The 12773-nt window shown below is 41.2% G+C and carries 11 protein-coding genes; 9 read left to right on the forward strand and 2 right to left on the reverse strand.

The features are described from left to right. Window positions 1-59 precede the first annotated feature (59 nt). Window positions 60-1445, reverse strand: coding sequence for a prephenate-dependent tRNA uridine(34) hydroxylase TrhP (gene trhP / locus I6F53_RS14670; protein ID WP_197240033.1), 1386 nt, complete (start codon window positions 1443-1445; stop codon window positions 60-62). Between the two features lie 216 nt (window positions 1446-1661). Here trhP and ndk point away from each other — a divergent pair, with 216 nt between their 5' ends. The 9 genes from ndk to der all read left to right on the forward strand — a co-directional run bounded on the left by ndk (window position 1662) and on the right by der (window position 12186). Further along, on the forward strand, window positions 1662-2093 hold the full coding sequence (gene ndk / locus I6F53_RS14675) for a nucleoside-diphosphate kinase (RefSeq protein ID WP_007377442.1): 432 nt from the start codon (window positions 1662-1664) through the stop codon (window positions 2091-2093). Window positions 2094-2262: 169 nt separating this feature from the next. Then, window positions 2263-3393, forward strand: coding sequence for a bifunctional tRNA (adenosine(37)-C2)-methyltransferase TrmG/ribosomal RNA large subunit methyltransferase RlmN (locus tag I6F53_RS14680; RefSeq protein WP_007583420.1), 1131 nt, complete (start codon window positions 2263-2265; stop codon window positions 3391-3393). A 126-nt stretch (window positions 3394-3519) separates the two neighbouring features. After that, on the forward strand, window positions 3520-5409 hold the full coding sequence (gene pilW, locus I6F53_RS14685; protein WP_197240034.1) for a type IV pilus biogenesis/stability protein PilW: 1890 nt from the start codon (window positions 3520-3522) through the stop codon (window positions 5407-5409). Continuing rightward, on the forward strand, window positions 5406-6275 hold the full coding sequence (locus I6F53_RS14690; RefSeq protein ID WP_197240035.1) for a RodZ domain-containing protein: 870 nt from the start codon (window positions 5406-5408) through the stop codon (window positions 6273-6275). Before pilW ends, I6F53_RS14690 begins: the two co-directional genes overlap by 4 nt. A 5-nt stretch (window positions 6276-6280) precedes the next feature. Continuing rightward, on the forward strand, window positions 6281-7399 hold the full coding sequence (gene ispG / locus I6F53_RS14695) for a flavodoxin-dependent (E)-4-hydroxy-3-methylbut-2-enyl-diphosphate synthase (RefSeq protein ID WP_197240037.1): 1119 nt from the start codon (window positions 6281-6283) through the stop codon (window positions 7397-7399). 136 nt (window positions 7400-7535) lie between these two features. Beyond that, window positions 7536-8816 (forward strand): histidine--tRNA ligase, encoded by a 1281-nt coding sequence (gene hisS, locus I6F53_RS14700; protein WP_197240038.1) that lies wholly within the window; start codon window positions 7536-7538, stop codon window positions 8814-8816. A gap of 19 nt (window positions 8817-8835) precedes the next feature. Beyond that, window positions 8836-9456, forward strand: a complete 621-nt coding sequence (locus I6F53_RS14705) for a YfgM family protein (protein ID WP_197240039.1) — start codon at window positions 8836-8838, stop codon at window positions 9454-9456. 10 nt (window positions 9457-9466) lie between these two features. Next, a complete protein-coding gene (gene bamB / locus I6F53_RS14710; protein ID WP_197240041.1) occupies window positions 9467-10645 on the forward strand; it encodes an outer membrane protein assembly factor BamB in 1179 nt (392 codons plus the stop codon). Between the two features lie 74 nt (window positions 10646-10719). Next, window positions 10720-12186: a ribosome biogenesis GTPase Der gene (gene der / locus I6F53_RS14715; protein WP_033017497.1), complete on the forward strand. Its 1467-nt coding sequence runs from the start codon at window positions 10720-10722 to the stop codon at window positions 12184-12186. Window positions 12187-12266: 80 nt separating this feature from the next. Here the strand turns inward: der and I6F53_RS14720 are convergent, their stop codons facing one another. Further along, a complete protein-coding gene (locus tag I6F53_RS14720; protein ID WP_197240042.1) occupies window positions 12267-12770 on the reverse strand; it encodes a TFIIB-type zinc ribbon-containing protein in 504 nt (167 codons plus the stop codon). Window positions 12771-12773 lie beyond the last annotated feature (3 nt).

The following is a 12773-nucleotide window of genomic DNA, read 5'->3' on the forward strand; positions in this document are numbered from 1 at the left end:
TCGCAAACTCGGGGTTTTTATAATCCCGAGTTTTTTTAAAAAACTATATTAAGCTGTAGCTAAACAGCTTGTTTAAATGGATTACGGGTATCTTGGTGTGTCTCAAGGTTACGCATTAAAATAGCGTGTTCTAAGTTAATGGCATCATCTAAGGGGATTTTTACAATGTGACCAGAGCCTTTAGCATCGTTAATACTTTCACCCTTTTTGTTTTCCATATATTCAAGCTTAAAAGTAATATTACCTTGCGGTGTCATGAGTTCGAGTGAATGCCCTGTGCAAAATTTATTTTTAACGTCTATTTTAACTAAACCATTTTCGCAGCGCCCAAGTACTTCTCCCACAAATTGCTGCTTAGTTGATACCGAATGACCGTATTCATAGTTTTGATAATCTTGGTGAGCATGTCGTTTTAAAAAGCCTTCGGTGTAACCACGATGCGCTAGGTTTTCGAGAGTTTTAAATAAGTTAGTATCAAATGGTTTACCCGCAACAGCATCGTCGATTGCTTTGCGATATACCTGTGCAGTACGCGCTACATAATAAAATGACTTAGTACGCCCTTCTATTTTTAAACTATGTACACCCACTTTTGTTAACTGCTCTACGTATTGTACGGCGCGTAAATCTTTTGAATTCATAATATACGTGCCGTGTTCATCCTCAAACGCAGGCATATACTCGCCAGGGCGGCCTTGTTCCTCAAGCATAAATACTTCGCTACTTGGCGCGCCTTGGCCTAGTGTAGGAATCACCTGTTTGGGGTCAATTTTATGCACCATTTCGCCCGTTTCGTTTTCAACCCCTGGTTTTACATCGTAATCCCAGCGACATGCGTTAGTACACGTACCTTGATTTGGATCGCGTTTGTTAATATAGCCCGAAAGTAAACAACGCCCTGAATACGCCATACAAAGCGCACCATGTACAAACACTTCAAGTTCGGTGTTTGAGCAGAGTGTCCGTATTTCGGTTATTTCTTCGAGTGATAGCTCCCTTGACAAAATAACGCGTTCAATCCCCTGCTTTGCCCAAAATTGTACACTCGCATAATTTACCGCATTCGCCTGTACTGATAAGTGAATAGGCATAGCAGGCCATTTTTCACGAACAAGCATAATTAAACCAGGGTCTGACATAATTAGCGCATCAGGTTTCATTGCAATAACAGGCTCTATATCACGTAAGTACGATTTAACTTTCGCGTTATGCGGCGCAATATTTGATACCACATAAAACTTCTTATTTCGCTGATGAGCTTCATTAATGCCTATTTGCAGAGTGTCTAGGTCAAATTCATTATTACGCACACGCAAACTATAGCGAGGCTGCCCTGCATAAACCGCATCTGCGCCATAAGCAAACGCGTAGCGCATGTTTTTTAAACTGCCGGCAGGGCATAGTAATTCAGGAATAAAAGGCGTTGAAGAGATAGCTGGTAACATGTGCGCTCCATACAGCGAACTGGCTTTAAGCCAGTTGTATGATTAATTAATTTATAAGCGCGGCAGTATAAGTACGATTAGCAATTTGCTTTTGATCGAGATCACAAAACTGCAATCAAACTGGTTTTTAATAAAATTAGGATTTTTCACTTAAAACGCGTATAATTTGCGCCCGTTAATATTCACACTTTTACTTAAAATTATTGGAGCATAAAGATGGCTTTAGAACGTACTTTTTCAATCGTAAAACCTGATGCAGTAGCTAAAAACCACATTGGCGCTATCTACAACCGTTTCGAGTCTGCTGGCCTTAAAATCGTTGCAGCTAAAATGGTTCACCTTTCACAAGAGAAAGCTGAAGGTTTCTACGCAGAACATAGCGAACGTCCTTTCTTCGGTGCTTTAGTATCTTTCATGACATCTGGTCCAGTAATGGTTACAGTTCTTGAAGGTGAAAACGCTGTTCTTAAAAACCGTGAAATCATGGGTGCTACTAACCCTGCTGAAGCACTAGCTGGCACTTTACGTGCAGACTACGCTGATAGCATCGACGAAAATGCTGTTCACGGTTCTGACGCTGTTGAATCTGCTGCTCGCGAAATCGCGTACTTCTTCGCTGACGAAGAGCTTTGTTCACGTACTCGTTAATTCGAACTCGTTAACAAAATGAAAAGGGCTTTCGGGCCCTTTTTTAGTCATTACGTAAAGTATTTGTCAGTGTATTTGTTGATGTTTTACTTAATGATTAAACTGAGTGAATTGTGTACAATTCGTCCTCGTAAATTTTATCTCCACCGTCACCGATTGAGGTTGTTTCATGACCGAGCAAAAAAAGATTAACTTATTAGATTTAAACCGAGAAGCAATGCGCGAGTTATTTGCATCGTTCGGTGAAAAGCCGTTTCGTAGTGACCAGGTGATGAAATGGATTTATCATTTTGGCGTAGACAACTTCGACGATATGAGCAACGTAAACAAAAAGCTTAAAGAAAAACTTAAAGCTGAGTGCGAAATTGTTGCGCCAGAAATCACCGTTCGCCAACAAGCAAGCGACGGTACTATTAAGTACGCACTTATTCTTGAAGGCGGCCAAGAAGTAGAAGCTGTTTGGATCCCTGAAAAAGAGCGCGCTACTTTATGTGTATCATCACAAGTAGGTTGTGCGCTTGAATGTACTTTTTGTTCTACTGCGCAACAAGGCTTTAACCGTAACTTAAAAGTATCTGAAATTATTGGCCAAGTTTGGCGTGTAGCTAAAGATATTGGCCTTGATGGTCATAGCGAAAAGCGCCCAGTAACTAACGTTGTAATGATGGGTATGGGCGAGCCTTTACTTAATCTTAAAAACGTAGTGCCAGCAATGGAACTAATGATGGACGATTGGGGCTTTGGTTTATCTAAGCGCCGCGTAACATTAAGTACTTCAGGGGTTGTGCCTGCTCTTGATTTATTAAAAGAGAAAATTGACGTAGCACTGGCTATATCACTTCACGCACCAGATAACGCCCTGCGTGATATTTTAGTACCGGTTAATAAAAAGTACCCTATTGAAGAGTTTTTGGCCTCGTGTCGTCGTTATATCGACGGTTCAAAAGCCAATAAAGATGTAACAGTTGAATACGTTATGCTTAATGGTATTAACGACAGCACCGATCAGGCGCATGCATTAGTGCAAACGTTAAAAGGCACACCTTGTAAGGTCAACCTTATTCCGTTTAACCCGTTTCCGGGTAACGAATACACTCGCTCAAGCAATAGCCGTATCGACCGTTTTTCAAAAGTATTACAAGCAGCGGGTGTTACCTGTATTGTGCGCCGTACTCGCGGTGACGACATTGACGCCGCTTGCGGACAATTAGTAGGTGACGTAGTTGACCGTACTAAACGTTTAGCTAAAAAGAAAATGCGTGACGATAACGCAATTAGCGTTAATATCCACCAAGCATAATCTGTAACTGCCCTATGTGAATAAGTCATATAGGGCAGTTAAGTTGTTTATTTTTAAATAAATGATGCAAGAATAAAGGTTTTAGGTAAGATAGGCGCCATGGACTAAAAATAAAGAGATAAGGTAATGCAATCTATACTTGCTATAACACTATCAACACTTGCCCTAAGTGGCTGTGTTAGCGAAAGTAGTTATAACGGCAGCAATAAACCCGTCGTCGAAAATAAAATTAATAATACTGGCGCAGCACGCACACGAATTGCTTTAGCCCTACAGTATTTAAAAACGGGTAATAACTCTCAAGCCAAATACAATTTAGAACGCGCAGCGGCATTTGCTCCTGACCTACCTGAAGTACATTACTCTCTTGCTTATTACTATCAACAAGTGGGCGAAAACCCGCGAGCTGATAAAGCCTACCAAAAAGCACTTGAAATCAAACCAGACGATCCTAATACCCTTAATAACTACGGTGTGTTTTTATGTGGTATTGATGAATACGATCGCGCTACTGATCAGTTTTTAAAAGCCATTGAAGTACCTACTTATATTCGCGTTGCCGAAAGCTATGAGAACTTAGCCTTATGTGCCATTGAATTTGATGACTTTGAAAATGCAGAAAGCTACTTTCAACAAGCACTTAATCATAGCTCTCAGCGTACATCTACATTAATAAGCTTAGCTGCTTTGTATTACGCTAAAAGCGACTTGTACAAAGCCAGTGAACTTTTAAAACGCTACGAAAGCACAGGTCGAGTATCTTCTCGTGCATTAATGCTTAGCTACCTTGTAAAAAACAGAATGGGCAGAATAGAAGAGGCTGAAAAAATCTCCAGCACTATTTTACAAACTTATTCTACAAGCGACGAAGCCTATGCACTAAAAGAAAAAAGAACACGTTTTAATGAGTTTGAAATACTCCGCGAAAAATACCGTAAAGCGCAGTTAAAAGAACTAAAAAATGACGAAAGCGGTGCACACGTTAGTTCAAAGCCAAAAATAAAAGTGATTAGAAAAAAGCGCTCATCGCAAGATGGCTCAACAAGCTTAGTAATAAAAGCTGAGCAAAAAACAGATACAAAAATCGCAGCAGTAAATAGCCAAGATGTAAACCCAGTTATAGCAAGAGAACAGCTAGCTGAGGCAGCGCAAAGCGCAGGCACTAAGCAAGCCGACGAAAAAGCCGTAGTAGCAAAACAAGTAACAGATCAAGAAGTAGATGCACCTAAAGTGAGCGCCTCTAAAGTAGACACTCTTGAAGTAGTGACTCCTAAAGCTATCGCACCAAGCAAACCTACCAATACATCAGCTGTCATGCTTGCACTTACTACTGAACACGACTCTGCTGATTCTATAGTAACCGTGCCTGAAAAAGCGAAGCCCGCTAACAAACCTCAAAAAGCGCCTGTAGTAGCAAAGCAACCAACTAAAGCCGATGACGAAGTTACAATAATTTCGTTTGGCGCACCTAAAACAGGTCAGTTTAATTCGCAGCAAACTAGTAACTACAGTAATTCGGCACCGGCTCCGGCAGTTACTAATCAAAAAAATAGTAGCGACGTGGTATTCTACGAGGCGACTAAAAATACAACCGTATTTGAAAACAGCAACTATAAAAATGATGCTGATATTGAATTTAAAAGTTACGAGGCAGTTCAAAAAACAGAGCTCCCAATGCTTAACCCTAAAGTATCGCCTTTACGCGTGCCATTTCACGTAATTGCTGTTGGTGAAAACCTATTTAGCATTTCGGTGCGATACAATGTTAAACTACAAAAACTCCTGCAATGGAATGGTTTAAAAGAGTCGGATCGGGTAATGAATGGAAGTAAAATATACCTAAACGATCCAAATGTTTATTACGAAATTAAAGCTGGCGATTCCCTTTACGATATAGCTACCCAGCGGCATGTATTAATTGATGAATTAATGCGATGGAATAAATTAAGTCCTGATATAGCACTAAAACCAGGGCATAGACTTTTACTAGTGGATCCAGACTCATACAAATTATGAATGAAGAAAATACGCAAACACAGAGCGAACAGCCAACTGTAGGCCAAATATTAAAAAATCATAGAGAGCAAGCGAACGTTAGCATAGCGACTATTGCTGCACCGTTAAAGCTGTCTGAACTTCAAATTAAACGCCTTGAAAATGATGAATTTGCATTACTCGGCCCTATCACTTTTGTTAAAGGCTATATAAAAAATTATTGCCGTGAATTAAAAGTAGATAGCACACCTATTTTAGCGATGATGCCCGCACCACCAGAGCCGACTAAGCCCGCTAATATGCAGAGCTTTTCACGCCGAACAGAAAAAGAAGCAAACGACAGTCGCTTAATGTTTTTTAGCTATTTAATTTTAGCGATTGTTATTGGCTCATCTGCTTTATGGTTTTGGCAAAACGCGACACCTATTGAAGAGCAAACCAGTAACATAAATGTTGCCAACTCAAAAATGAGCGAGCGCCAAGCCGCTCAACCCAGTATTTCAGAGCAACAGCAACAAGCCGACATTGACGACGAATCATTATTAGAATCGCAAAATACGCCTACTGAAATATCAACAGGCCCAGAAGCAGTAACAGAAACTGCTCCTGTTATTTCTAACAACGCAAGCCAAGAAGATGCAAGCAGTACAATTGTTATGAACTTTAACGGCGAAAGTTGGGTTGAAATTTACGACGGCGAAGGCGAAAAAATAGCATTCGGTGTTAAAAAAGCAGGCTACATTATGACCGTAAGTGGCACGCCTCCTTTTTCAGTTGTGCTTGGTAAGCATGACGCTGTAGACATTACTTTAAACGGCGAACCTGTAGATGTTTCTGCATTTCCTAAAAACCGTTTAGCCAAATTTACATTACCACTAGCAGAGTAGTCGCTATGTTTTCAGAATCTCCAATTAAACGCAGAAAATCCACCCGTATCAATGTAGGTAACGTCCCTATTGGCGACGGCGCCCCTATTGCTGTGCAATCAATGACTAACACCGACACCATGGATGTTGATGCAACTGTTGCACAAATTCAGGCAATACAAGCTGCCGGTGCCGACATAGTTCGCGTATCAGTACCGACTATGGACGCTGCTGAGGCGTTTAAAAGTATTAAAGAACAAGTGACTATTCCGCTAGTAGCTGATATTCACTTTGATTACCGTATAGCCTTAAAAGTGGCAAAATACGGCGTTGACTGCCTGCGTATAAACCCGGGTAATATAGGTAGTGAAGAGCGTATTAGAGCCGTAGTAGACTCAGCACGCGAGCATAACATTCCTATTCGTATTGGTGTAAATGGCGGTTCACTAGAGCGCGACTTACAAGAAAAATACGGCGAACCAACACCAGAAGCCTTATTAGAATCAGCAATGCGCCATGTAGATATATTGCGCCGCCTTGATTTTGACCAATTTAAAATATCAGTAAAAGCGTCTGACGTATTTTTAGCTGTAGGAGCATATCGCTTACTCGCTAAAGAAATAGACCAACCACTGCATTTAGGTATTACCGAAGCGGGCGGCATGCGCTCAGGCTCTGTTAAATCTGCAGTAGGTTTAGGTATGCTTCTTGCCGAAGGTATTGGCGATACCCTGCGTGTATCACTTGCTGCCGATCCTGTTCAAGAAATTAAAGTCGGCTTTGATATCTTAAATTCATTGCGCATTCGTTCGCGTGGAATTAACTTTATTGCCTGCCCTAGCTGCTCACGCCAAGAATTTGATGTGGTAAGCACCATGAACCAACTTGAAGAGCGCTTAGAGGATATTATCGAACCTATGTCTGTTTCGGTAATTGGTTGCGTTGTAAATGGACCAGGTGAAGCACTGGTTAGTGATATAGGGCTTGCCGGTGCAAACCGTCGTTCTGGTTTGTATATAAATGGCGAACGCCAAAAAGCGCGCATTGATAACAACAACATTGTTGACCAGCTTGAGGGTTATGTACGCGACTTTATAGAGAAAAAGCAGAGCCAAACACCGATTGACATAAAAATAGTCGAATAAATACCGCATAAAGCGCCAAACAGCGGTGTTTGGCGTTTACCTTTATAGCCAAAACGCTATAATGTCAGGTCAATTTTTAGCATTCTTGTTGTGTAAGCATTTTTTATTACACAAAAACAGCATTTAGGATTTAGCAGTGGCAAAACAAATTCAGGCAGTTCGCGGTATGAACGATTGTCTGCCGGGCGATACACAAGTTTGGCAGAAAGTAGAAAACATTTTACGCGAGACAGTAGCATCGTTCGGTTATCAAGAAATTCGTTTTCCTATTGTAGAATCAACCGACTTATTTAAACGCTCTATTGGTGAAGTTACCGATATAGTAGAAAAAGAAATGTACACCTTTGCCGATCGCAATGGCGACTTATTAACACTTCGCCCAGAAGGCACCGCAGTATGCGTACGTGCTGGCAACCAAAATGGCTTACTATACAACCAAGAACAACGCCTTTGGTACATGGGTCCAATGTTTCGTCACGAGCGTCCGCAAAAAGGTCGTTACCGTCAGTTTCACCAATTTGGTTTAGAAACATTTGGTATTGCTACAGCCGACATAGACGCAGAAGTTATTTTATTAACCGCGCAGCTATGGGAAGCCTTTGGTATTACTGACCACGTTCGTTTAGAGCTAAATTCTTTAGGGTCTAACGAAGCGCGTGCAGATTACCGTGATGCGCTAGTAGCCTACCTTGAGCAACACCTTGATGTGCTTGATGAAGATTCAAAACGCCGTATGTATTCAAATCCATTACGCGTACTTGATAGCAAAAACCCAGACGTACAAGCAATTTTAACTGACGCGCCTAAATTGTCTGAAAATTTAGATGCTGAATCAAAAGAACATTTTGAAAATTTATGTGAACGTTTAGACGCGGCTGGCGTCTCATATACGGTTAATGAAAAGTTAGTACGTGGTTTAGACTACTACAACCGCACTGTATTTGAATGGGTAACCGACAGTTTAGGCGCACAAGGCACTGTATGTGCTGGCGGACGTTACGATGGCTTAGTTGAACAACTTGGTGGTAAAGCAACGCCAGCAGTTGGTTTTGCAATGGGTCTAGAGCGCTTAGTGTTATTACTACAAGCACTTGAGTGCGTAGGTGACATTCGTCGCAATGCTGATGTATATTTAGCAGCAATGGGCGACAAAGCAAGTATTCAAGCTCCTGCAATTGCAGCGCAACTACGCAAAGACGTACCAGGTTTGCGCGTTATGGTACATGCGGGTGGCGGCAACTTTAAAAAACAATTAAAACGTGCTGATAAAAGCGATGCACTTGTTGCAGTGATTATTGGCGAAGATGAATTAGAAAAAGGCGTTGTGACCATCAAGTATTTACGCGAGCGTAAAGAACAAGTCACATTAGAATTAGAACAAGCTAAAGCGCTATTAGCTGAGCTTATTAACGGCTAAGCGAACATTAGAGGTAAGAATGGACATTTATTCAACAGAAGAACAACAAGCAGAAGCCATTAAACGCTTTTTCCGTGAAAACGGCATTTCACTTGCGCTAGGTATACTTGTTGGCCTAGGTGGCTTATATGGCTGGAAAGCATATAACCAAAACCAAATTACGACAGCTGAAAAAGCATCAGATTCATATACAACACTTGTTCAAAGCGATGATGTATTATCTTCAGCTGATGCGTTTATTAGCGAAAATAAAGATACAAACTACGCAACACTTGCAGCATTTGTAGCAGCAAAAGATGCAGTAGAAGCACAAAAGCTAGACGTAGCTGGCGAAAAGCTAAGCTGGATAGTGTCTAATACATCAAACACAGAATTAAAAGCAATTGCGATTACACGTTTAGCGCGTATTCAAATTGCGCAAACTAAATATGACGATGCATTAACGACATTAAATGCACCATTACCTGAAGCATTCAACGCAAACGTTGCCGAACTTAAAGGCGATATTTACTCTGAGCAAGGTAATAAAGATCAAGCACGTACTGCATATCAAGCAGCAATAGATGCGGGTGGATTAACAAGTAATCCACTATTACAAATTAAGTTAGATGACCTAGCAGTAACTAGCCCAGCGGCATAAGGTTTTAGGCATGAAAAAATTAACAACAGCAGCCCTTGCCCTATGTATGGCAACATTGATGGGTTGTTCATCGAGTGATGATGAAGAAGAGCTCGTACTTCCTGAAATTGTAAACCAATTTGAAACTGACGTTGTTTGGCAAGAATCTGTAGGTGATGGCGTAGAGCATTATTTTTCTCGTTTAACACCCGCTGTTTATAAAGATACCGTATACGTTGCTAGCCGCGAAGGCCAAGTAGAAGCGTTTTCGCTTGCTAATGGCGATACCAAGTGGGAAACCGACGTACGCCAAGATTTATCGTTTTGGCCATGGGCTGATAACGGTAATGCAAAATTATCAGGTGGTATTTTGCAAGCCTATGGTAAAATTTATATAGGTTCTGAACACGGCTTTATTATTGCCCTTGACCGCGAAACCGGTGAAGAAGTTTGGCGTAAAAATGTACCAGGCGAATCACTGTCTAAACCGACAGCTGGCGATGGCTTAATATTTGCTAATTTAGGCTCAGGTAAACTGTTAGCACTTCACCCAGATACAGGCGAAGAGCGTTGGAACTTTGAACAAGAAGTTCCACCACTAACATTACGCGGACAAAGCTCGCCAACCGTTGCTAACGGTGGTGTATTAGTTGGCCTAGAAACAGGTAAGCTAAGCGTATTAATTTCAGACAGTGGTTACTCAGCATGGAGCGCAGAAATTGCGGTTGCCAAAGGCGCATCAGAATTTGAACGCCTAGTTGACGTAGACACTCAACCACTTATTAGTGGCCCATATGCTTACGCTATTGCGTATAACGGCAACTTAGCTGCTGTTGATATTCGCTCTGGCAATGTTGTATGGAAACGTGAATACAGCAGCTACCGCGACCTTGCGATGGATGCACAAACAATTTATTTAGTAGATAGCGATGGTGTTATTTACGCATTAGATAAAGATTCAGGTATTGAACGTTGGAGCCAACCCGCTCTACGTGGTTGGTACCTAACAGGCCCTACTGTTGCAGGTAGCCATTTGGCTATAGGCGACCAAGAAGGTAACCTGCATTGGCTAAATAAAGAAACTGGCGAGCTAGTATCTCGTGAAGACTTTGACAGCTCAGGCTTTTTTGTTGAGCCCGTTGTTGCCGACGACAAGTTAATTTTATACACCCGTGATGGTGAAGTTAGTGTGGTAAAAATACCAAACTAAGTCACTAACACTAAAAGGTTTTTTGTAAGGCTTCGCACTGCGAAGCCTTTTGTTGTTTTTTAAAGAGGTAGTTTATGCTTCCCGTGATCGCTCTAGTTGGGCGACCCAATGTGGGCAAGTCCACATTATTTAACCGTTTAACACGTACTCGTGATGCACTCGTAGCCGATTTTCCAGGTTTAACACGAGATAGAAAATATGGCCAAGCTAGTTACGATGGCTATGAATTTATCGTGGTAGATACGGGCGGTATTGATGGCTCAGAAGAAGGCATCGAAATCGAAATGGCAGATCAATCTCTGCTAGCCATTGAAGAAGCCGACATTGTTCTGTTTTTAGTAGATGCTCGTGTAGGTATGACCGTCGCTGACCAAGCAATTGCTAATCACTTGCGCAAGCAAGATAAAAAGTGTTTTGTTGTTGCTAATAAAACCGATGGTATTGATGCAGATTCAAACTGTGCTGAATTTTACCAATTATCATTAGGTGAAATACATCATATTGCTGCATCGCATGGCCGTGGTATTACGTTATTACTTGAGCAAACACTTCAGCCGCTTATTGCTGAATTAGCTGCACAAGACGAAGACGTAACAGGCGATGACGAAGAGCTTATTAATCTTTACGAAGAAGATGAAGACAGCGATACCGATCACCAAGCATTTGCAGACAAACCTGTAAAGCTTGCAATTATTGGTCGTCCTAACGTTGGTAAGTCTACACTTACAAACCGCATATTAGGTGAAGAGCGTGTAATTGTATACGATATGCCAGGCACAACACGTGACTCTATCTACATTCCGATGACTCGAAATGAAAAAGAGTATGTGTTAATTGACACCGCAGGTGTTCGTAAGCGTAAAAAAGTAAGCGACGTTGTTGAAAAGTTCTCAGTAATTAAAACGCTCCAAGCAATCGAAGATTGTAACGTTGTGTTATTAATTGTTGATGCTCGCGATGGTATTTCAGATCAAGATTTAAGCTTACTTGGCTTTGCTCTTAACTCAGGTCGTTCATTGGTTATTGCCGTGAACAAATGGGATGGCTTAGACGATTACGTTAAAGATCGTATTAAATCAGAGCTCGATCGCCGTTTAGGCTTTATTGACTTTGCACGCTTACACTTTATATCTGCACTACACGGTACAGGTGTTGGTCATTTGTTTGAGTCTGTTGACGAAGCGTATGAATCAGCGACTAAACGTATTAGTACAGCAATGTTACGCCGTATTATGGACATGGCTCAAGCCGATCACCAGCCGCCACTTGTTCGAGGTCGTCGTGTTAAGCTCAAATATGCACATGCCGGTGGTTATAACCCACCACGTATTGTTATTCACGGTAACCAAGTTAAAGATTTACCAGATAGCTATAAACGCTACCTGATGAACTATTACCGTAAAGCGCTTAAAATTATGGGCACCCCAATCAAAATTGAATTTAGAGAAGGTGAAAACCCATTTGCTGGTCGTGTTAATAAAGTAACACTGTCGCAAAAACGTAAAATACGTGCATTTGCTAAAGAAAACCGTAATAAATAAATTCGTTAAGAGTTAGTTTATTACAATAAAAACGGCATACTTTTTAGTACGCCGTTTTTGTTTTAATATGTTATTAAGAGTTACAAACCAAGTAAAGCTAAGCGCACTAAGTTTTCCACCGTGGCTTCATGTGCACTTTTATTTTTATTAGTTGGCATAAACCTAGAAGTAGGTGATTTAATAGTTATAAAGCCATGATTGGTTGCCATTTCATGTGCTAATAGCTTTCGCTCTCGGGGCGTTAGGTGGTTTTCGTGTATTTTTGCCAGCTCGCCACTATCAAGCCATATGCCCGCACAGCCTGGGCATTCGTCTATTTCGACGGCCTTTACTGGCGAAAAATACCTGCGCATCATTACAATTTTTTTGCACTTTGGGCAATTAATTCGTAGCGATACATCGTATTCACTCTCGCTATGTTCACTCAAATGCTTTAGCAACACCTGACCGTGCTTTAACTCTGGCGAGCTAAATTTAAAAATTTGGCTGTTATCAAAAAATACGCCGCCTTGAGCTGACGTAAAAACAGTAAAACCGCCAACAAGTAAAGGCTCAAGTGGCGTATTAGTTCTAGGGCAATACATTTA

The sequence above is a fragment of the Pseudoalteromonas sp. SWN29 genome (assembly GCF_015864465.1).
GTDB lineage: Bacteria > Pseudomonadota > Gammaproteobacteria > Enterobacterales > Alteromonadaceae > Pseudoalteromonas.